The organism is Segatella copri (assembly GCF_009495355.1).
Taxonomy (GTDB): domain Bacteria; phylum Bacteroidota; class Bacteroidia; order Bacteroidales; family Bacteroidaceae; genus Prevotella.
The window spans coordinates 13584-36424 of record NZ_VZAD01000008.1 but is presented as its reverse complement, the minus strand read 5'-3'; the positions used below and the strand labels follow the sequence as shown (position 1 = coordinate 36424).

Here is a 22841-nt window from a genome sequence, read left to right as displayed (position 1 = left end):
CTTAAAAAACGCACCTAAGAGTTTTTTTGAAATGGATTACGCAAAAACCCTTCACCCTTCATCTATCCCTTGGAATCCCCTGTGTTTATCGGGGTTTCAGAGGGTGACGGGCACAATTCCACCCTTCATCACCCTTCATCTATCATCATTCAAAAGAGATTTGAGCCTCAAGGCAAGCATCATAGATGCCTTAACTGGGTCTTAATAGATGCCTTAGTTGGGTCTTAATAGATGCCCAGGACAGGTCATCATAGAAGCACGAGCCAAGCTCTGTATGTCAGAAGAAACCAGGAAAAGGCAAAAAGATGAAGGGTGATGAAGGGTGATGAAGGGTTAAATTTGACCTTTCTCTCTCGAATCCCCTGTGTTTATCGGCATTTCGGGCGTATAGATGAAGGGTGAAGGGTTTTTGCGTAATTCATTTTTATAAATACTCATGCGGGAAAAATGCCTACTTATGGCACTATTGTGCCCAGCGCAGGGCACAATAGTGTTCTTTAAGGAGCAATTTTACAGGAGGGGAAGTAATATTTTTGTAATGCATTATGACAAGGGCTGTTTGTGTTGCTATTTCTGGGGGTGATGTTTGTATGGGCGTGTCAATCGGGCACTTCGACGATAGGATAGGTAGATTCCAAGATGCAAAAGAGGGTGTGCCATAAATACATGGCACACCCTCTTTATGGGTATAGAGTTGGTTATTCTACGTTGAAAGAGTAGATGTCATCGAATTGCTTGTTGGTTCCGATGGCACCAGATACGGATTTAACAACGACTCCGTTGATGATTACACGGCAGTTGTATCGTCTGCCCACAACACCGCCGAAGTGATGAACCTTTACCTGGTATCGTCCTGGAGTGAAATTGTCACTCACGCTATAGATGTTCTCTACTGCATTGCCAGGATTGGATATCCAGTCACGGTCGAGCTCGAAACAGCCTTGCTTCTTGTTGGTGTAGTAAACATGTAAGTTTTCCGGGCCATATAGGTGCAGGTCGTAGTCAGTGTGTTCTGCTTCGGATGGGTTGACCCATGTGAGAGTAGCTTGGAACTTGCCTGTTCCGTATGTTGTGGTGATGGTGCCCCATGCGTCAGAACGTCCGTCGCTCCATGAGATGTTGTCCAGCTTAATGTCTGTCCACCCTGTATATGTGTCATATCCACCTGTGCCTGCGATGAGTTTGCCGGTTACTTTGACTCTGATGACAGAAGAATATTGTTCCATTTCTGTGGCTGAGTTCAACTGGCTGCGTTTCTGGCGAGACAGCACGGCTTTGTATTCACCTCTTGCCACGTATGCCATGTACAGGGGCGATCCGTTGGGTGAGAAGGCAATCATCTTGGCGTCTTTTGAACTGCCGTTTACAGGGGTGAGAGTGAGGTAGTAGAAATATTCGTTGTCTATATATTTCTGTAATATGCGGACTCCACCCATTTCTGTGGTCTGTTGTGGATATTCCACCAACACGAAGTATCCAGTCTCAATGAGTGACACATTGGAGGTGCCGTCAGCATTGCGAGAGGAGAATGGTACTACTTCCCAACTGTTGGTATAGTCATTGTAACGCAGCAATACGCAGTTGGTGTTGCCTCCTGTGGGGCATTTGAGCACGAGAGGGCTGTTAAACGTGAAGTTCATAGGCTCTATCTTTATGCTGTTTTTTCCTACTACACTGGCCCCTGCAGGCAGCTGGCAGGGCAGGTCGGGTATGTCAACGTGGCTGATGGAGAAAGCCACTCGTCCGTTGTCGCCAGAGTTGGTCTTTGGCACGGAGCCCTTGGGTACGTAGAGTGTGAAGCCTCCGTTCTCGATGTCGGCATACTCATTGGTACCAACAACCACGGTTTGGTCGCCATCGACGAACTCGTTTTTCTCTCCCTTTTCCAGTACCATGGTGTCGTCACCATCGCTCAGGCACGAGGTGAATAGCATGGCGGTTAGACCTATCACCAGTGTACCTATCTTATATGTCATTGATTTCTTCATGTTATTATTTTTTTAGTTGTTCTTAATGGTAAACTCTACGCGGCGGTTCTTGGCACGTCCTTCCTCAGTGTCGTTGTCGGATAGTGGACGTGTCATTCCATAGTAACTGTAGGTGAGCTTGTCAGGGTTGACACCTTTGCTTACAAGATAGTCTACCACGGCCTTGGCGCGGTCGCGTGAGAGATTCATGTTAAATTCGTTGCCACCCACATTGTCGGTATGTCCTTTTACCTCTACGTGGCGGTTGCTGCGTTTCAGAGTCTGAGCCAGTTTGTCGAGATAATCGTATGACTCAGGCTTGATATTGCTCTTTCCGAACTCGAAGGTGATGGCATCTATGGCACAGATGGTCTTGCCGTCTACCGACTTGTTCTTTGCCATCATTTCGTCGATTTCCTCCAATGTGTAGCATGGTTTCTCGGGCTTGGCAACAGGCGCAGTGTATGTCTCCTGGACTACCGGCTCAGGTTTTGGCTCCGTCTTGGCAGGTTTCTTCTTGAAAATGTCGAAAGGAATGGCAAGTGTTGCCTGTAGCTCTATACCAGAGAACTTTCGGTTGCCGTCGATTTGGTAGTTATCGTTGTAGAGATGCAAGATATCGTTGGCTTTGCTGTCTTTCTCCTTTCCTGCGTAGGTGTCGGTAAAACCATATTCGTAAGCAGCCTCTAAGCCTACGTAGCATTTCGTGTCGGCAACAGGAATGGCGAATTTCACACCGATGCCCGCTTGTCCTGCAAAATAAGTGGAGTTGAGATTGGCTTTGGTGATGTCCATGTCATAGCCGGCATACTTGTAGTCTTCCATGTCTGCCTGTAGCTTGATGTTGCCGCCAGTGCACAGACCGAATACTGGTGCAACAAATACGTATGGGCGTATTTTGGCATCAGCCTTGCCAAAGTTGAAGATGAGAGGCACGCGCAGGTCGATGTAGTGGGCTTTGATCGTGTAGAAGATATTGTTGATTTGGTTCTCCTCATACGCATTGTCATTCCCGAATATGCCTGATAGCTTTCCTCCTCTATTAAGGAATGTTACCTGAGGGCGGATGCCAAACTGGCGATTCTTACCGAACTCTCCATTCACAAAGATGGAGAAGATGCCGCTGCCTGTCATTTTGTTGGATGGAAAGTCGTCCTTGTCCAGCTCGGAGTAACTCATCTTGTTGAAACGATAGCCGCCACCTATGCCGAGATACCAGTTGCTTTGTGTGTTCTCTGCTTGAAACTCATTGGCTTCTTGAGCCGTTGCAGACAATGCTACGCACAGTGCCAGCCCCAAACTCAAGGCAATTTTTCTCTGTAGTTCTTTTTTCATAGACAATTATACATTATGTGAATAAATTCTTAGCAGTCGTTATCCTCTTGCGCGCGAATTAGGAAGCCGACTGCTCTGCAAAGGTAGATAAAAAACTCATTTCTTGCAAGATGGTATTTTGCCAGATTAGTGACAAAGTGTCTTTTGAGAAGGGTAAATGGTCGAAAATAGTGCTTATGTGGTCTAAAAAATCTAAAGAGGTCTTCATGTGACCTAAAGTTTACACGAAGACCTCTTTAGATGTTCTTTATGTTATTATTTCTTGTTTATATTCTCTTTAACCACAGATCCATGAATCTGTCGTAGATGAGGTAGCCGTCATTGGTTCTATATACCAATTCCTTGTCTTCTAAAGTCTTAAGTGCAGCCTTTACACTGCTGGCTCCACTCAGCTTGTGCTCCTTGATGAACTTGCCAGATGTAGGCTGGGCAACAATGCTATCCTTGGCTATAGCTTTCAGAAGCGAGAACTGATTCTCTGTGAAGAACTGAACTATATTCTCAAACTGTGAATCTCTACCTTCGAGTACTGAAAGGATTTGCTAATTTCTTGTTACTTAGTTTCATACGCCATTACATCTTTAGTGTTACAACTTTTATGTAATGGCAAAGATGCAACTATTTCTTGAATGTGCAAAAGAAAATGGCTGAAAGAAGAGGAACATTCCCAATTTCCTGCCATTTATTAGCCTATCACATTGCATAGTTGGTTGATAGCGGCATCAAAAGTGGTGAGGTCTTTTGCTCGCTTTCTGATGGATGTCTTGTAATTATAGATGGTTTGTGTAGAATAGAACAGAAGGGTGGCCAGTTCTTGCCCATCCGTAATTCCTAATCGCATCAGTGCATAGATACGCAGTTCCTTGGTGAGACTGTTAGGCGCAGGGAGAACAATCTGCTTTTCTGGCAACAGTAGTTGGTTGAATTCATCCACGAAATTAGGGTATAAGTCCATAAAAGCCTTGTCGAATCGGATATAGAAACTTGAAGCTTCCTCTTCTGCCAGCTTATAGCTGTTGATGGCGGTAAGGAGATCGGCAGTCTGCTTTGCCCTGATCTTGCGGCTCACCAACTTGCGATAATCGTCGAGTTTCTTGATATAGACAGCACTGATGTCCATAAACAATCGCATATAAGTCTCCCTGTGCTTATTGGTATTGAGCAATTTCTGGTTCAATTCCTCCAAGAGCATATTCTGACTCCTCACCTCCCTGCGACTCTTTGCCAAACGCTTATTTATCCTGAAGACAAAGAACATCATCGCCAAGAAGCCAAGAAACACGATACTTACCACAACCAGCGATATCGTGATGATGCGATTCTGACGTATTTCTCGCTGATGATTCGTTTCCGTGATAAGCGGAAGAATGCGAGAGATCTCAACCATTCGAAGACGATTGTTATAAAACTGAGCATCTTCCATCGAACAATAGATATACTTTGACACACGCTTTGCATACTTCGCATCCTTATTATATAGATAGGTGGAAAGTTCCTGAAGTGCCAAATTTTCTTTCAAGGGACAAACCTGGTCAGAGATGGCCGCCTGTACCAAATATTTCTCATATATGTCCATTTGCTCATTGTCTTGATAATAACGAGCTATACAATATGCAGCAGAAGCATGCACCCTGCTGTCAACAGGACTGGCGGCAAGTGCTTTCTGATACCAGCCCAGCACTTTCTTGTCTGTGCGATGTTGCAAATACTCCAACTCACCATTCAGATAATAATAGAGCGCAGATTGTTTGTTGCCCATATATTCAAGGGTCTTGGCAAGATAGAGTTTTTTTTTATCTTGCATTTCCTCCTTGAATTCAGACCTTTCGCAGAAAGCTCCCCAATAGTTATACACCCATGTCAAGGTGTAATAATAGTATTGCATCAGCTTGGGCGAAATGTCTTCTGGCTTCAAAGAAAGCAACAGGTCTTCAGCCTGACTGTAGAAGCCTCCTGTGGATAACACCGCAGCCCGATTGATCTTGTTGAGATTGATGTAATAGTCATCATGCAACTGTTCTGCCAATTGCAGGCCCCTTTTGGCATAGACCATGGCAGAGTCATATCGATAAGTATAATACTCACGATAGATTTGATTGTAAAGACTCAGACGCTCTCGTTTGCCGGAAGTAAGATTCAGTTTTTTCTTCATTCTTATGAGTTTCTTCTCTTTCTTGGAAGAGAACTCGTCCCGACGAGCTATATATTGGTCCAGACGATGAAGCAACTCATCCTCGTCCTCCAAATCCGCATTTCGCGAAAATGCCGCATTTGCCACCATCGGCATCACCACCATCATCAAGAGCCATACTATCTTCTTCATTGTCCTTTATTTATTATTGTTCTTACCAGTTTTTACTTAGTCATGAAAGAGAATAACCCTTTACGGCTGCAAAAATACGACTTTTATTCTTCTTTTCAATATCTACTCTCATAAAAAGTATTAATTTTATATATATTCTGATTATTAGGTAGTTAAGTCATTGTAAGAGTACCCACGCATCTACTCAAACCCTACACACAGCACCAAGGTGTCTAAAATCAATCTATCTTTGCAATCGAAATCGAACAACATTCGATTCAGACCTAAATATTTTGGAATAAACAAAAATAAAATAATGTAACTAACAAAAGAACAAGTTATGAACCTAAAAATCCGTACATTCTCCATGGCTTTGGCTGCAATGTCAGCGACAAGCTACATGTATGCACTTCCTTCTAACAATATTGAAGAGAAGTCAAGTACAAAAGAAAAGAAGTCTCTCAATCTCGAAGAGGAATCCGTAGAGAAGAACAAGAAGGAAGAGCGTAACGTGATGCTTAACGCTGCCGACGCCAACAAGCCTCGTGAAATCCAAATTGGATTGCCAAGCGAAGACGTAACCGTATATGAGAACGGTCTTCCTGCCGTCTATTCATCCTCAGTTCACAAGCTCTCAGCCCACTGGCGCGGCGATGCCTCTCTGAAGGGTACCGACCTGATGACGCCTTCCGAGTCGGCTATTGCCACTGGTAACATTGCTTACGCTGTATCTTCTTTCAGCGAATTAGGTCAGAAAGAGTTCAAGGGCAAACTCAATTACAAGGCGAACCACTTCGGTATGCAGAACTTTGATCTCAACCTCTCTGGTGGCATCGGTACCAACTGGCTCTATACCGCCAGCATGTATCAGAACTTCGACCCGGGAAGTTTCAAGCTCCGCTTTACCGATTATGCAGACCGCACCCAGATTTATCATTTCGGTCTGACCCGAATCCTGAACGAAGGCAAGGGACGCATCTCATTATTATATAAGTACTCAAACAGCAAGAATCCAGGCAACTTTGCCAATGCGGCACCTTTCATCTACGCAGGTGACGGCAGCATCAAGAAAATCGCCGGCTTCGACCCTGGCATGAACTCCTATGTTCAGCGACAAGGTTCTTTCCAATACTTGAACACCAAGACTGGCAAGATGGAGACCTGGAACATGAGCGACGGAAGTGAGAACCACGCCAACGAGATTGCCCTCATCAGCCAGTACCAATTTGACAACGGATGGTTGTGGAAATTCAACGCTAAATACATGAATGCTCCTCGAGCCAACTACGTGGATTACGGTGGCAGCTCTATCTCGGAGGTGAGCGAGGCTGATGGCTATCAACTCTCAGATGGATCAGCTTATAGCGGACTCATCGAGGGACGACGCACTTGGTTGCACATAGGAAAGGTGAGCAATGCTCTCATGACGACAGAAATCAGCAAGCAGCTGAACAACCACAAGTTGATGATAGGTCTGAACGAGTGGTATTATCATCTCGACTACTATTCATCATCTTTCCAGTGGGCTGGTACCGTGGAGCCTTATCCTCGCACATTGAGCCAAATGTATGTAAACCCTCTTGACCCGACACAGACCGCACGTCGCTCCGAAACCTTCGGATATAACGAGCTGAGTCCAGAATACACCAAGGGCTCAGAGAACAAGTTGGCTGTTTATTTTACCGACGAATGGAAGGTAACCCCTAAGTTCAAAATCTTCTATGGCGGACGTCTGGAGTACTATCGCATGTCGGCAGACCAGATTTCAGCCTCACGCTTCAAAGGATTCCATATCGGCAATTTCAACACCTATTCTACAGCGGAGGATGGTTCTATCGTAACCACAGCGCATAGCATCGAACCAGCCAAGGTGACCAAGAATAAGTTGAACTATGCGGCTACCCTGCAGTTGACATACAACCTCACCAACCAGTTTGGTCTGACAGCCGACGCAACCATCGCCACCCGCTTCCCACGCATCAGCGAGTATGCAGGAACAGGTCCTACCGAGGAACAGTATAAGCGAGTTACAATCCCTTTGATCCGTGGTGGAATCTTCTACAAGAACGATTGGATAGACCTGTCTTCCATGATTACTTACATCTCGAAGTCGAACAATATTGACCAGCAGAACCTCACCAAGCCTGGCACATCAGAAGGCAAGACCGTGTTGCTCATCTACAACATCCAGACCTTGGGCTGGACCACCTCTGCTGAGATCAATCCATTCAAGAACTTCCACATGCATGCCCTCTTCACCTATCAGAAGCCTGTGTATAAGAACTACAACGCAAGCGTGACGTTCAACGACGGCCAGACTATGGGTGTAAATGCGAACAACATGATCGTGAAGGAGATTCCACAGGTACTCATTGAACTGGATCCTAAGTATGACATCACCAAGAACTTGAATGCTTGGTTGAGCTTCCGTTACTTTGGCAAGACCTATGCCAACCTCCAGGAGGCACTCTATTTCAATGGTCACTGGGAGACTTTCGGCGGAATCAACTGGAACGTGAATAAGAAACTGAGCCTCGGTGTGAGTGTCATCAACTTCCTCAACGAGAAGGGCGCAAAAGGTACCATCAACGGTTCGGAGTTGATTACCAAGGAAGAAGCCGGCAAATATGCAGGCAAGTATATGAGTGGTAGCTATCTTCGCCCATTCACCATCGAATTCTCAGCAGGAATCAAGTTCTAAGCTTTCATAATATACGATGAAAATTGCAAAAAAGAAAGACTGCAAGACGTTATCATGACAGCAAAAATAACAACAATCAAATAAAAACCAAAGAACAATGAAAAAGGCATTTATGCTTATCGCAGCGATGTGCATGACTTCAGTGATGGCATTCGCTCAAAAGACCATCAGAGTATCGACCGACAAGACCGATCTCGTGATGCAAGTTTCTCCTAAGGGTCGTCTCTACCAAGTGTATTTAGGCGACAAGTTGAAGAATCCCGCAGACTATCAGAACCTGAAATGGGACGTATATGCAGCCTCTGATGGTGCTGTCTGTCAACGAGGTCATGAGGTTTATGCAGCTTCCGGTGCTGAAGATTTCTTCGAGCCGGCAGTGGCTGTGACTCATGCCGATGGCAACATGACCACCTATTTATATTATAAGTCATCCGAGGAGAAAGCTATCAATGGGGGTACAGAAACCATCATCACCCTTCAGGACAAAGTATATCCGCTGACCGTGAAGCTCCACTACGCAGCTTATCCTAAGGAGAACGTCATCAAGGCTTGGAGCGAAATCTCTCACAAAGAGAAAGCCCCTGTCACCCTCTGGAGATACAGCTCTACCATGCTCTACTTCAAGGCAAACAAATACTTCGTCACCAACTATCACAGCGATTGGGCTAAGGAAGGACAGCCTGAAACCTGCCAGTTGACTACAGGCAAGAAGATCGTTGACACCAAGCTCGGCACACGTGCCGCCATGCAAGAGGAGCCTTTCTTCGAATTGGGCTTCGACGAACCTGCCAAGGAAAACGAAGGCAAGGTGATGCTTGGTACCATAGGATGGCCGGGCAACTTCCGCTTCACTTTCGAGGTGGACAACGTGGGCGCACTCCGTGTCATCCCAGCCATCAACCCATATGCTTCCGACTATAAGTTGAAGGCAGGAGAGACATTTACGACCCCTGAGTTCATCTTCGCCATGAGCGACAATGGTATGGGCGAGGCTTCACGAAATCTGCACAACTGGGCTCGCCAGTATCAGGTGAACATGGGTATGGAAGACCGCCTTACCCTTCTGAACAACTGGGAGAACACTGGCTTCGACTTCAACCAGCAGAGTCTTGCTGAGTTGATGAAGGATGCCAAGGACCTGGGCGTAGATATGTTCTTGCTCGACGACGGTTGGTTTGCCAACAAGTATCCTCGCAAGGACGACCATGCAGGCCTCGGCGACTGGGAGGCTACCAAGAGCAAACTGCCAGAGGGAATACCTGGATTGGTAAGAGACGCCAAGAAGGCTGGTGTGAAATTCGGAATTTGGATTGAGCCTGAGATGGTGAACCCAAAGAGCGAACTTTTCGAGAAGCATCCAGACTGGGTCATCATGCAGCCTAAGCGTGACACTTATTACTATCGCAACCAGTTGGTGCTTGACATCAGCAACCCAAAGGTACAGGATTATGTGTTCGGCATCGTGGATCGCATCATGACAGAGAACCCAGACGTGGCATACTTCAAGTGGGATTGCAACAGTGTGATTACCAACATCTACTCTCCATATCACAAGGGGAACCAGGGCAATTTCTACATCGACCATATCCGTGGCATCTACAAGGTGCTCACTCGCATCCACAACAAGTATCCTAAGTTGCCTATGATGCTCTGCTCTGGCGGTGGCGGCAGAATGGACTACGAGATGTTGAAATACTTCACCGAGTTCTGGTGCTCGGATGATACAGACCCATACGAGCGCATCTACATCCAGTGGAGCTTGTCTAAGTTCTTCCCTGCCAAGACCATGGGCTCTCATGTAACCAACTGGAACAAGAACACCAGTGTGAAGTTCCGCACTGATGTTTGCAGCTCTTGCAAGTTGGGCTTCGACATCGACCTCAAGTCACTCTCAAAGGATGACTATAAGTTCGTTCAGAACGCCGTCAAGAACTATGACAGCATGAAGCCGATGATTCTCGAAGGCGACCAGTACCGTCTGGTATCTCCATACGAGGGCAACCACTGTGCCATCAACTATGTAAGCAAGGACAAACAGCGTGCCGTCCTCTTCGCCTACGACTTGCATCCACGCTACAAGGAGCCTGTGATGAACGTGAAGATGCAGGGTTTGGATGCTGATAAAGTATATACTGTCAAGGAGACCAACCTGATGCCTGGCAAGGAATCAGATTTGGAGTGCAATGGCAAACAGTATAGCGGTGATTATCTGATGAAAGTCGGCTTGAATGTATTCAGCCAGACAGATGGAACGAGCCACGTTTTGGTATTGGAATAAAGTATCAACTATTCATAATTAAACAAAAATTGTGATACCGGCAGAAATGCCTACTTGTGACACTATTGTGCCCAGCAAAGGGCACAATAGTGCAATTATACAGAAAGGGAAGTAAGATTCTCAGATGCAAAAGAGGGTGTGTCATAAATACATGGCACACCCTCTTTATGGGTATAGAGTTTGTTATTCTACGTTGAAAGAGTAGATGTCATCGAATTGCTTGTTGGTTCCTATGGCGCCAGATACTGATTTAACGACGACTCCATTGATGATCACACGGCAGTTGTATTCATGCAAGATGGTATTTTGCCTGGTAGGTGACAAAGTGCCTTGTAAGGATAGTAAATGGTCGAAAATAGTGCCTATATGGTCGAAAAAAAATCTAAAGAGGTCTTTATGTTATTATTTTCTTGTTTATATTCTCTTTAACCACAGATCCATGAATCTGTCGTAGATGAGGTAGCCGTCATTGGTTCTATATACCAATTCCTTGTCTTCTAAAATCTTAAGAGCAGCCTTTACGCTGCTGGCTCCGCTCAATTTATGTCCTTTGATGAACTTGCCTGCTGTCGGTTGTGCAACGATGCCGTCCTTGGCAATGGCTTTGAGAAGAGCAAACTGATTTTCTGTAAAGAACTGCGTCATGCTCTCAAACTGTGGTTCTCTTCCCTCAAGGATGGAAAGGAGAGCGGCATTGACTTGCGACATGTTTTCGACTTGGCTTTCTGATTCGTAAAGGCGGTTCATAATGCATTGGATATACCAAGTATGCCCATCAAACTGCTGATAGATATGCTCGAAAATCTCTTTTGATAAGTCACCACCTTTCTGCTTAAAGAAGCTTTGGCAGAAGTTACAGTAAATGTCGCATTTCAGTGGCTTTAAGCCCATCATCTCTGTGCTTTGGTAGAATGGATGTTTTGGCGAGCCGAATATTTCTGCCATCAAATGTTGTTTGCTGCCAGAAAAGATAAAGTGGACATGTTGGGCGAACTGAATGTAGGAGCGAAGCAAAGCCTCCGTTCCCTTCTCTGGATATTCAGCTATCTGCTGAAATTCATCGATGGCGATATATACCTCTTTGCCACTCTCGTTGAGATAATTGAAGATGCTACGAATAGTAATATCTTCTTGTGTTGGTTCCACCGTGATGGAGACACTCGGTTCGCCTGTCAATGGATCCATGCTAAGCACTGGGCGTAAGGCACTGAAGAAAGCAATGGTCTTCTCGAAGAATGAGGCGTTCTTGCGCACAATGTCGTTGATGACCATAATGCCAAGTTGCTCCACAAAATCATTCAAGTTCTTGGTGGCGAAAATGTCAAGGTATAGGCATATGGCATCATTCTCTTCTTCCTTGAGATGGTAGAAGGTGTTCTTAATAAGTCCTGTCTTGCCAATCCTTCGAGGAGAGATGAGGGTAATATTTCTTCCGTTCTTTAAGTGGGAAAGTAAAGTCTTTGTTTCTGCCTCTCTATCGCAAAAATACTCAGGACTTTCATAACCTTGATAGACGAAAGGATTCGCTAATTTCTTGTTACTTAGTATCATACGCCATTACATGTTTTGTGTTACAACTTTTTTGTAATGACAAAGGTACGACTATTTCTTGAATATTAAAAAGAAAAAGGGCAGAAAGTTGAAAGATGTACTCTATTTTCTGCCCTTTGCCATGTGATTATAGAAAATCTATAATGGAATTTCTATAATTATTGATTGTTAATTCTCCTTTGGTCTTGCCACAAACTCGGTATGAAGGGTCTCCATCGGATGCTCCTTCAGGTTGATGAGGATGTTTGGCGTATTGCCATTGGCAACGATGACCTTGATGCCGGCATTGGCAACTTCCTGGGCGGTCTTTGCCTTAGATGCCATACCGCCACGGCCATGACTGCTCTTGCTGGGCTGTATGTATTCGCTGATGTCGCGATCATAATATACCGATGGGATGATGCGTGTATGAGGCTCGCAGGGATCGCCGTTGTAGATTCCGTCCACGTTGGTAAGGAGGATGAGCGTGTCCGCTTTCATCATTTGGGCAATCAGTCCCGACAATTCATCATTATCAGTAAACATCAGCTCGGTGATACATACCGTATCGTTCTCGTTCACGATGGGGAGAACACCGTTCTCCAGCATGACTTCCATACAGGCTTCCTGATTCTTGTACTGTTCCTCGGCACCGAAGTTCTCCTTCATGGTAAGCACCTGACCAATCTTGATCTTGTATTCACGAAAGAGGTCGTAGTATAAGCCGATAAGCTTTACCTGACCGATGGCTGAGAACAACTGGCGTTGCTCTACGCTGTCAAGATGGTGCTCTACGTGATGTTCGGCTCTTCCTGCAGCCACAGCTCCTGATGAAACCAGGATGACCTCATAGCCCTGTTGCTTGAGCCATACGATTTGGTCGACAATAGCCGACATTCTTGTTACGTCGAGTTTGCCATCTTCACGGGTCAGCACGTTGCTGCCCACTTTTACTACAATTCTTTTATCCATTTTGTATTGATATGATTGGGAGGAGAATTTGTGACCTTCAATTCTAAACCCCTCGGATAGATATTATTTTTTGTTGTCCTTCTCTCTTATTTCGACTCTTCGAATCTTGCCAGAGATGGTCTTTGGCAATTCATCTACGAACTCGATGATGCGGGGATACTTATAAGGAGCAGTCTCATGCTTTACATGATCCTGCAACTTCTTTATCAGATCGGGGCCTGCCAAACTCTTGTACTCATCTTTGAGCACAACAGTAGCCTTTACCACCATACCTCTTATAGGGTCTGGTACACCGGTAATGGCACACTCTACTACGGCAGGATGAGTCATCAGGGCGTTCTCTACCTCGAAGGGACCAATGCGATAGCCTGAGCTCTTGATTACATCGTCAATTCTTCCCTCAAACCAGAAGTAGCCTTCCTCGTCGCGCCAAGCCATGTCGCCTGTATGATAGTAGCCGTCATGCCATACAGATTTTGTCTGTTTCTCGTCACGGTAATAGTATTTGAAAAGGCCGATAGGTTTTTGGTCTCCTATGCGGATGCAAATTTCGCCTTTTTCGCCATCCTCGCATTCGCTCATGTCTGGGCGAAGGATGTGAACCTCGTATTGTGGGTTTGGCTTGCCCATGCTTCCTGGCTTTGGCTTGATCCAGGGGAAGGTGCCAAGAGTCATGGTGGTCTCTGTCTGTCCGAAGCCCTCATAAATCTGAACGCCTGTCAGTTTCTGGAAGGTTTCTGCCACAGATGGGTTCATAGCCTCTCCCGCAGTGGTGCAGTATTCAAGACTGCTGAGGTCATACTTAGAGAAATCCTCCTGAATCATGAAGCGATAGATGGTGGGAGGTGCACAGAAGGAGGTAATGTGATATTTCTCTATTTGGCGCATAATCTTGTCGGCGGTAAACTTCTCATGGTCGAAGACAAAGACGGTGGCTCCGGCAAACCATTGTCCGTAGAGCTTGCCCCAAACTGCCTTGCCCCAACCGGTATCGGCTACGGTAAGATGGATGGAATTTTCGTGCAGGTTGTGCCAATATACACCCGTGGTCAAATGGCCGAGCGCATAGAGGTGATCGTGTGCCACCATCTTTGGCTCGCCTGTGGTGCCCGATGTGAAGTACATCAAGAGAGTGTCCTCGTTGGAATTTACATGCTCAGGACGAACGAAAGGAGCACATTCGTTCCATTCCTTCATCCAGTCGTGGAAACCATCAGGAATGTCTGGACCGATGCTGATCAATGTCTTGACAGTAGGACTCTCTGGCATGGCCTCGTTGATTTGTTCTACCACATAGTCGTCTCCACAGCAGATGATGGCTTTCACGCTTGCTGCATTGTTACGGTAGATGATGTCGTGCTTGGTAAGCATATGTGTGGCAGGGATGGCTACGGCACCCAACTTGTGGAGACCGAGCATGGCAAGCCACCACTGGTAATGGCGCTTCAGTATGAGCATCACTTTGTCGTCGTGGCCTATGCCGAGACTCTGGAAGTATGCTGCAGCTTTGTCGCTCTGCTCCTTCAGGTCTTGATAGGTAAAATGTATCTCCTCGCCACGTTCACTTGTCCAAAGCAGTGCAACATGGTCGGGTTTTATCTTTGCCCACTCGTCCATTACGTCGTAGGCAAAGTTGAAGTCTTCGGGGATGATAAACTCCAGATGCTCCTTGAAGTCTTGTTCTGAAGTAAAATGAGTTTGTTTTAGAAATCTCTCTATCATGTTGTGTGTGATTTGAGAGGGGTTAAGAGGCTAAGTGTGTGAAAAGTTAAGGCTTCACCTTATTATTATAGATGGTTTATTGCTCTTGTGAGGTGATTATATCATTTGTCTTGACTTCTTCAATTCCTTAACACCTTTAACTCCTATATGATTATACAAAGAAACTTGGCTGGTTTTCCGTTCAGCGAGCGGAAGCAGTGTTGTTTCTTACTGTCGAAATAAATACTGTCGCCAGGATTAAGTACCATTACTTTATCCTCTATCGTTACTTCGAGCTGGCCTTCCATGACATAGTCGTATTCCTGACCGTCGTGTCCGTTCTTGTGAGGCTTGTCATCTCCTGGCAGAGGGTCAACCTGTACCATGAAGGGATTCACCCTTCTGTCTTTGAAACCTACAGCGAGGCTTTCGTATTTATACTGGTTGTTGCGTTCTATTTCCGGACCTTGCCCCTTGCGTGTGACGTAGTAGCCCTTCATGCGAGGCTCCTCGCCAAAGAGCAGTACATCGAGGTCAATGCCATAGCGTTTTGAGATCTTGGAGAGGCGATATACAGATGGGTCGGCCTCTCCCGATTCGATCTTCAGATAATGTTCAAGACTGATTTCGCAAAGCTCTGCCACTTCCTCTGCAGGGATGTTGAGAACTTCGCGCAGACCTTTCAGTCTTTCTCCTATTTGCTTAATTGCTTCGTCCATAGTTCTATATCTTTTTAGTTGTTGTTGGCAAACGTTGTTGCTTGCCTTCGCTTTTTGTGACAAAGATTGTGCAAAACAAGCTCGCTTGATTTTGCCGAGTGTAGCCAATTTTCGCTTTTTGTGGCAAAAGTACGATTTTTAAGTGATTTGAGCAAACAAAGAGGTGATAAAATGAATAATTACAAGCTGTTTTGATGGTAAACTGTTGTAACTATGCAGAAAAAAAACTAAGTATTCGTTGTTTTGTGATTGTAGAAGCTTGCCTTTGTGGTTCTAAAGTATCTTATTTTTCTTCCTGCTTTACCCTCTTACTTATCTATATACTTCAATTCTTTCTTCTGGTTATATAACTTGGCTCTCCTTAATGTATAACCTCTAATGCTATAGATCAAAACCTGTAAAAGCCTACTGCATACTGCTTCGCCTAACCTATATTTAGTTATATGCAGATTATATTTAACCACACCTAAGCTATATTTAGTAGAACATAAGTTAAGATATATAAAAAGCAGTAGGTTTCTTGAGGTTTTCTTTACAGAAAGTTGTAACTTTACAGGCATATTACAAACCTTTTAGAGTGATAGATTATGGCAAGATACATCAAGCAAGAAATGCCCGACCTCAATGGTACTGGCGAAACCAAGTGTTATTATCGTTTAGAGAAGCGAAGAAATCTCTCCACCAAAGAGTTCTTGAAGAAGGCGGGCGCTCATGGCATCCTCGACGACGGCATCTTGAAGCATGCGCTCAGCAAGATAGCCGAACAACTGGTGGAGGAACTGGCAGAAGGTAATACGGTTACGCTCGAAGGCATCGGTACCTTCCAGGCTACCCTTGGCGTGAAGAAAGACAAGGAGATGGATACGGTAGATGGCGATGGTCCGAAGCGAAATGCCAAGAGCATCGAGGTGAAAAACGTGCGCTATGTTTCAGACAAAGACCTCGTGAATGACGTCAATCTTCATTGTAAGCTTACTCGTGCCGGTGTATCCAGGGTGAATCGTTCTCCTTATACCAAGGAAGAACGCCTGAAGATGTTGCAAGATTACTTGGCTGATGCCACTCATCCCTTTATTCGTGTGGCAGATTATGCCGAGCTAACTTCCCTTCCTCGTTCCTCAGCTACGAAGGAACTTCGAGCTTTCTCCAAAGACCCTGCTGTTGGCATTACTACGAGTGGCAGGAGAACGGCGATTGTGTATGTTAAAAGGGTGGAAATATAAAATTATTAGAAATATAGATGAAATGATAAAAGCAATTATGGAAGACTTTACTGCTAATTTTGCACCTCTTTCCAATCAATGAGTCCTTTGCCCATGTCATCTAATTCTACTGCTAATCCTATAACCTTTCTGTCATCTGCCAAGAATGGTTTGAGATAGCCATTGTCAATGATTTGTTTTTCGGCAGCATTTATCCCTCCATTGTTGCTTAACTTCAGTTCCACTACATAGATGAAGCGGGAGGTGGAGGCTACGATGTCTATTCTACCTGTTGATAACATGTGTTCTACTTCTACTTGGCATCCTATGGCATTCAGTATGGTGCTGATGATAAGGCGATAACGCTCCTCCATGTCCATACTTGCCAATTTCTTATTGCTGTATGGGACATTTGAGATGAGAGATTTCATACACAGCTTGGCTTCTTCCAAATTGCCATTGTTCATGCTGTGCATTAACCTGCTTTGTATGGAGACAATATCCGTGATGTCCTTCTGGGTCAGTGTAGGCAGTACGGCTTTGTAGAGAGCCTTTCTTACTTCCTCATTCGGAAAGCCTAAAGAATATCCATCTTCATCAAAACCCTTGATAGTGAGATAACCTGTCTGATAGAGGAATAGTTCGGCACCGCCTTCTATGACATCTGATGTCTCCAGTGTGTCTTTGTCGATGTAGCAATCTTCGAAGTCATGAAGGCGTAACTCCATGTTGTTTACGAATTTATTCAGCATGGAAGTGGCGCCGGATGAAATCCAATAGTTGCGCAGACGCAATTGGGAGAGGGCGTTGAGCAAGCTGAACGGATTGTAGATGTCGGTCATGTTCTCATCGCTGAAATGATAACCGTCATAATAGGTCTTCAACTTGTCGTGTGCTTCTTCAATGCTGCATTCCATCTTATCTGCCAAGGCCTCCAACTCTGGGGCGAAGTTAACTGTCATCTCTTCCTCGGTGATGCCACAAAGAGGGGCAAATTGTGGGAGAAAGCTGATGTTTGTCAGATGGTTAAGTACAGAGAACAGGGATATCTGGGTAAACTTCGTGATGCCTGTGATGAAGACAAAGCGAAGTACATTTCCTTTGAGTTTGAGCACGGAGAATACAGAACGATAAACTTCAGTGCAACCTTCATGCTCTGGTGTCTTCCATGAATGCTGCAATGGGGAATCGTATTCGTCAATCAAGACAACTACTTGCTTACCTGTCTTTTGATGGGCAGTGTCAAGGATAACTTGGAGACGTACGGATTCGCGAGAAGTTTCTTTTGGCTTGATGCCGTATAATGCTTCGTATTTCGAAAACTCAAGATTGAGATAGTCTTTGATTTCGGCAGCAGTGGCACCTGCACCGCTCATGTCAAGTCTGATGACGGGATACTCAGTCCATTCTTCTTCCAGTTCCATAATCTTCAGCCCCTCAAAGAGTTCTTTCTTGCCTTCGAAGTAGCATTGCAAGGTATCTATAAGCAGAGACTTACCGAAACGACGAGGACGGCTCAGATAATTGTATAAATCACCTGAGTGAGTAAGTTGCCATACCAAGTCGGTCTTGTCAACATATAAGTAGCCTTCCTTGCGGATAATGCTAAAGAATTGTATGCCTGCTGGCAATTTCCTTGTAATCATCTCTGCCATAGTCTTTCTGTTCTTTTATTCTTTTTGCAAAGATACATTTATTTTTCCATTTATTCAAGAATAATGAATGATAAATGCACGGTTTCGTTCTATAAAACAGAAAAATGCTGCAAGAACCGAGGCTCTTGCAGCATTTCTATAATGGGTTGTTTGCTATATGTCATTTATCCGAAGACCCTTCTAATGGCATTGCAACGAGTGGCAGGAGAACAGCGATTGTGTATCAGTATTTCTTTTTGCTATATTCGCTCGGAGTACACCCAAACTGCTTCTTGAAGCTGGTTGAAAAGTGGGAAAGGGTGTTGAAGCCTGTCATATAGGCTATTTCCGAGATGTTGTACTTGCCTTCCACGATGAGGGTGGCGGCACGATTGAGCTTGTAGGTCTTGAAGAAGATGCTTGGATTCTCTCCTGTGAGTCCCTTGACCTTGTAGTAGAGCTTTGTACGGGAGATGTGCATCAGTTTCGTTACCTTGTTGACATCCAATTCCGAGTTGGATAGTTCCTGCTCCATCATATGATAGAGTTCGTCCATGAAGAGTTTGTCTTGTGGCGACAGCACTTCTTCCACGTTCTTGTCTGTCTCCGTGGCGTTGGTTAGGATGGTCTTGGTCTTCTCACGGTTGGTGAGTTGCGAGTTGATCATTGCCAGAAGAACCTTGGGGGTGAATGGTTTGGTAACGTAGGCATCTGCTCCACTGTTCAGACCCTCCACTTGGCTTTCGGCGGTGGTCTTTGCCGTTACCAGGATGACTGGGATATGGCAGAGTTGGATGTCTTGCTTGATTTCCTTGCAGAGATCATAGCCGTTCATTCCCGGCATCACCACATCGCTGAGGATGAGGCTAGGTTCTTCCTCCCTTGTCGCCTTCAAGGCACTCTCGGCATCGAAACGATAGATGATGTGATAGGATGATGCCAGGAGGGTACGAAGATAATGCACCACTTCGGTGTCGTCATCTACGATGAGTATTTTCGGACGGTTGTCTGTACTGTTATCTTGACTTACCTTGTCTGCCACTTTCTGACTGTCGTGCAGTGGAAAAGCCATCTTCTGGTCTTGCTCCAAAAGGGCTTTCTCGTCGGCGGCATAGAGGCTCTCATTGGTAGGCAGGGTAACGGTGAAGATGGCTCCCTGGCAGTCCTTGCGATTGCCCGCCTTTAAATTGCCATGGTGAAGGACGGCCAGGCTGCGGGCATAGTAGAGTCCGATGCCAGTACCCCAGTTGATGGTGCCTGTGGACTGGTTGTTCAACTGATAATATCGCTTGAAGATATTCTCCACCTCATTCTCTGGGATTCCCTTGCCTGTATCAGCCACCGTGATGGTGATAATCTGTTCTCCCTTGTTAGTGGTACCGGTGTCGAAAGATACATCTATCTTACCGCCACGAGGGGTAAACTTCATGGCGTTGGACATCAGGTTGTTGATAATCTTTTCCAGTTTGTCGGAATCCAGAAGCATCAGGTAGGAACCTTCTAGTCCGTGACAGTTCAAGGTGATACCTTTCTCCTCGGTATTCACGATGAAGAGGTCTATGATGCGTTTCATCTCGGTGATAATGTCGGTTTGCTTGACGTGCAAGCGGAGCGTGTCGTTCTCCAACTTGTTGAAGTCGAGCAACTGGTTGACAAGTCTCAGCATTCTATCTACGCTTCGGTTGATGATGTTCAATAGCAACTTGTCGTGCTTGTTGATGCTTTCACTTTCGCAGAGTTGTTCCACTGGTCCCGAAATCATGGTGAGTGGTGTTCGGAACTCATGCGAGATGTTAGCGAAGAAACTCATGTTCATCTTGTTGATGCGCTGTTCTTGCTCCTTCTCATCCTTAGCCTTTTGAGTCATGTTCTTCTCGATGCTGATGCGCATCTTCTGCCGGTAGATCACGAAGCCGACGCATCCCATTATAATAAGGTATAGGCACCAAGCCCACCAAGAGTTCCAAGGCTCAGGGGAGATGCTTACCTGTATGCTTTTTTCGGCGATGGTATTGTTGGAGTCTTTGCCTACCATCTTGACCTTGAAGGTGTAGTTGCCAGCAGGAAGATTAGAGTAGTACGCCTCGTTGTTATTGCCTGCATCAATCCATGTATTGTCGAAACCTGCCATTTGGTAGAAGTAATGGATGTGCTTGTAGTCGCTATAGTCGATGGCAGAAAAGGCAATGCTAAAGCTGTTTTGTTTGTAGCTTAGGTGGATATGGGGTGATTCTTCCATACTCTCCTCGATACATCCATTCTTGCCAGGAAGCATAATCTCATTATGGACCTTGAGTGTTTCGAAAAGCAGACTTATCTGTTGGTTCGTGTTTACGTTTTGTGGATTGAAGATGGTGAGTCCTTGAGTGCCGCCGAAGATGAGTGTTCCATCTGATAGCTTGCACGATGCCCTATCGTAGAATTGGAAGCCTTTCACACCGTCAGCCTCGTTGTAGGTGGTTACCTTTTCTGTTTTTCCATCTATCTTGTTGAGTCCATACTGCGTACTGACCCAAATGTTTCCATCTCGATCTTCCTCGATACTTGAAATGTCGGAGCAGGAGATTCCTGCTATGGTGGTCAGCTTGTGGCTCTTTGCGTCATACTTCAAGAGTCCGTTGGTAACTGTACCCAACCAGATGTTGCCCTTGCGGTCTTGATAGTTCTTGGTTGGGATATACACACTTCGCTTGATGCACTTCTTCCAGTCTTCCGGATTCACTTTAAACTCTTGGATGTCGAAGTTGTCTCCATTCATTTCGAGGATGGGTTTGTAGAAGGCAGATATGAGCATGTTGCCATTCTGCAAGTGCATGATGCAGGGAATGAAGCACAAAGTGATAGGGAAGAGTTGTTTTTTGGTCATCTCTCCACTTTGTGCTGAAATGCAGTAGATGTTGACGGATGCCGTGGATACCCAGATGTTACCCTTTGCATCTTGGCAGATGTCTATAGGCATGAAGCAAGGGTAGGAGGCTACCTTGTTGAGATGGTTGCCATCGTATTGGTACTTTGCCACATGGTCGCCATTGGCTAGCCATAGATGATTGCTGCTATCCACAAAGATGTTGATGATGGCATTCTTCTTGTTGCCGTTGCTGTAGGAAACCATCGGTATGTCCTTGAGTTGCTGGGTTTGCAAGTCATACATATAGAGTCCGTTCTTCTTGGTAGAAATCCAGAGGTGGTGATTCCTGTCGGCGGCTACGGAGAGTACGGGCTGTTTGCCGATGGCACGTTGAAGGGCAGGCATGCTGTTAAACATATCCTTGTATCTATAGATGGTTTTTACGCCATCGTCTTCAGACCCGAGCCAAAGGTTGCCTTTGGTATCGGTTAACATCTTGTTGACTTGCATATCAGGCACTTCGAATGGAAAATTCTTGTCGCTTTGTGGCAGGATGGTTCCCTTCTGGGCATTGAAATAGAATAATCCGTGCTTGGTGGTGCTGAGCAGAAGATTGCCTTTTGCACCATACGGATGGATGCAGTTGACCATGTCGTTGGGGAATTGCAAGTCTTGCAAGGCTGCAGGGAGATGTTGCCATTTTCGGGTGTCCGTATCAAAGAGCTGCATTCCATTGTAGCCAGAGAGGTAGAGCTGATGCCCATCGAGGAGAAAAGAGGTGATGGGATAACTCTGTACAGGGCTTTTGGCGATAAGTTTGAGGTCTTTGGTGCGATACCCCTTGACAGAGTAAGAGGTAACAATCCACATCACATCTTTTCGGTCTATATGACAAGAGATATGAAAGCAGTTCTTCTCCAGCATTTTGGAGAGCTTGATGATGGCTGTGTTGGTATTTTCGTCATATTGATATATGTCTGTTATCGTGAGGAAGAAGATTCTTCCCTCCTTGTCTTCTAGGATTTTTTCGATGTTCTTGTTAGTGCCATTGATACTTATTCGTTTGAAATTGCCATTGGTCTGGTATAGGCATACGCCGTTGACGGTGGCTACCCAGAGTCGGTTGTGGGAGTCACGATAAATGTGGGAAATATGGTTGTCGGGCAATCCCAGTGAATCGTCCACGCAGTAGTATTGGTGATACTGGTTGCCATCATACTTGTTGAGACCACGGAAGGTACCTATCCAGATTTGTCCGTATTTGTCTTCGCAGATGCTCATCACCTTTTGGTTGGAGATATGATCAGACAGGACGAGGTTCTTCTCGGGTGAAGAGATTACTGGGGGGGTGTTTTTTCTTTCCTGGCAAGCAGTCAGGAGAAGGGTTGCCAAGAGAATGAGTGCGTTATAAAATACCTTTGTTCGTTTCATAATCGATGGTTTTGTTAATTATTGCAAAAGTACTATAAAACCTTGATATATACAAGGATTATAAGACTTTTTAAACAAAAAGGCAAGTTTTTGAACATATAGGAAACCCCATTTTGAACAAAAACGTAACACAAGAAAACATTTTAGAAAAAGCCTTGGGAGAAAAGTTCGTACCTTTGCAGCGCAAAATAAAACATAGAATATTTAATCTATTAACTTTA

At 45.2% G+C, this 22841-nt stretch carries 11 protein-coding genes and 1 pseudogene; 3 read left to right on the top strand and 9 right to left on the bottom strand.

Annotation, left to right across the window (positions count from 1 at the left end; genetic code table 11):
• Nucleotides 1–698: 698 nt before the first annotated feature.
• The 3 genes from F7D20_RS00675 to F7D20_RS00665 form a co-directional block, all read right to left on the bottom strand.
• Nucleotides 699–1988, bottom strand: coding sequence for a hypothetical protein (locus tag F7D20_RS00675; protein ID WP_158462355.1), 1290 nt, complete (start codon nucleotides 1986–1988; stop codon nucleotides 699–701).
• A 12-nt stretch (nucleotides 1989–2000) separates the two neighbouring features.
• On the bottom strand, nucleotides 2001–3302 hold the full coding sequence (locus tag F7D20_RS00670) for an OmpA family protein (RefSeq protein ID WP_158462354.1): 1302 nt from the start codon (nucleotides 3300–3302) through the stop codon (nucleotides 2001–2003).
• 685 nt (nucleotides 3303–3987) lie between these two features.
• Complete coding sequence (locus F7D20_RS00665; protein WP_158462353.1) at nucleotides 3988–5625, bottom strand: DUF6377 domain-containing protein; 1638 nt, start codon at nucleotides 5623–5625, stop codon at nucleotides 3988–3990.
• A gap of 319 nt (nucleotides 5626–5944) precedes the next feature.
• On the opposite strand from F7D20_RS00665, the gene F7D20_RS00660 reads away from it, so the two are divergent.
• Nucleotides 5945–8305 carry a TonB-dependent receptor gene (locus F7D20_RS00660; protein WP_437182640.1) on the top strand — a complete coding sequence of 787 codons (2361 nt, stop codon included), beginning with the start codon at nucleotides 5945–5947 and terminating at the stop codon, nucleotides 8303–8305.
• 97 nt (nucleotides 8306–8402) lie between these two features.
• Nucleotides 8403–10583 carry an alpha-galactosidase gene (locus tag F7D20_RS00655; protein WP_158462352.1) on the top strand — a complete coding sequence of 727 codons (2181 nt, stop codon included), beginning with the start codon at nucleotides 8403–8405 and terminating at the stop codon, nucleotides 10581–10583.
• Between the two features lie 414 nt (nucleotides 10584–10997).
• Here the strand turns inward: F7D20_RS00655 and F7D20_RS00650 are convergent, their stop codons facing one another.
• The 4 genes and pseudogenes from F7D20_RS00650 to F7D20_RS00635 form a co-directional block, all read right to left on the bottom strand.
• On the bottom strand, nucleotides 10998–12134 hold the full coding sequence (locus F7D20_RS00650; RefSeq protein ID WP_158462351.1) for an AAA family ATPase: 1137 nt from the start codon (nucleotides 12132–12134) through the stop codon (nucleotides 10998–11000).
• Between the two features lie 180 nt (nucleotides 12135–12314).
• Nucleotides 12315–13085, bottom strand: a pseudogene (gene proB, locus F7D20_RS00645) (glutamate 5-kinase); the annotation flags it as partial.
• Nucleotides 13086–13148: 63 nt separating this feature from the next.
• Nucleotides 13149–14807: an AMP-binding protein gene (locus tag F7D20_RS00640; protein ID WP_158462349.1), complete on the bottom strand. Its 1659-nt coding sequence runs from the start codon at nucleotides 14805–14807 to the stop codon at nucleotides 13149–13151.
• Between the two features lie 143 nt (nucleotides 14808–14950).
• Nucleotides 14951–15505, bottom strand: a complete 555-nt coding sequence (locus F7D20_RS00635; RefSeq protein ID WP_158462348.1) for a helix-turn-helix domain-containing protein — start codon at nucleotides 15503–15505, stop codon at nucleotides 14951–14953.
• Between the two features lie 587 nt (nucleotides 15506–16092).
• Between F7D20_RS00635 and F7D20_RS00630 the strand changes: the two genes are divergently transcribed.
• Nucleotides 16093–16728 carry a DNA-binding protein gene (locus tag F7D20_RS00630; protein WP_158462347.1) on the top strand — a complete coding sequence of 212 codons (636 nt, stop codon included), beginning with the start codon at nucleotides 16093–16095 and terminating at the stop codon, nucleotides 16726–16728.
• Nucleotides 16729–16781: 53 nt separating this feature from the next.
• Here the strand turns inward: F7D20_RS00630 and F7D20_RS00625 are convergent, their stop codons facing one another.
• Together F7D20_RS00625 and F7D20_RS00620 are read right to left on the bottom strand one after the other, a co-directional pair.
• Entirely contained in the window at nucleotides 16782–18362 is a 1581-nt protein-coding gene (locus F7D20_RS00625) for an ATP-binding protein (protein WP_158462346.1), read from the bottom strand.
• Between the two features lie 223 nt (nucleotides 18363–18585).
• Nucleotides 18586–22620, bottom strand: coding sequence for a hybrid sensor histidine kinase/response regulator transcription factor (locus F7D20_RS00620; RefSeq protein ID WP_158462345.1), 4035 nt, complete (start codon nucleotides 22618–22620; stop codon nucleotides 18586–18588).
• Nucleotides 22621–22841 lie beyond the last annotated feature (221 nt).